At 52.3% G+C, this 287-nt stretch carries 1 protein-coding gene; it reads left to right on the top strand.

The window, feature by feature from the left end; genetic code table 11:
* Positions 1-287, top strand: a 287-nt coding sequence (locus BWI44_RS06855; protein ID WP_502688827.1) for a site-specific integrase, incomplete at both ends; no start/stop codon positions are given.

Below are 287 nucleotides of genomic sequence, written 5' to 3'. Positions count from 1 at the left end.
TTCTCGTGCTGGACGGGTATCTGCTATTGCGACATGAGGAGTCTGACAGCCGCCAATCTGGTGAGGGCGGATGACGGAAGCCTGTGGATTCACACGGAAAGGCAAAAGACAGGCACACCCGAATGTGTGCGGCTGATGGAGATACCGTTGAAAATCGTCGAAAAGTACAAGGGTATGGACAGCAACGGAAAACTGCTTCCGATGCTGACCAAAGAGAGCATGAACAGGCATCTGAAAAAGATGTCCGTGATGTGCGGCATCAACCGTCCGATCTCATTCCATCAGGC

This window comes from Bacteroides sp. Phil13, assembly GCF_001940965.1.
In the GTDB taxonomy this organism is placed as follows: domain Bacteria; phylum Bacteroidota; class Bacteroidia; order Bacteroidales; family Bacteroidaceae; genus Bacteroides; species Bacteroides intestinalis.
Note: the sequence above shows the minus strand (reverse complement) of the source record. Positions and strands in the feature narration are given on the sequence as shown.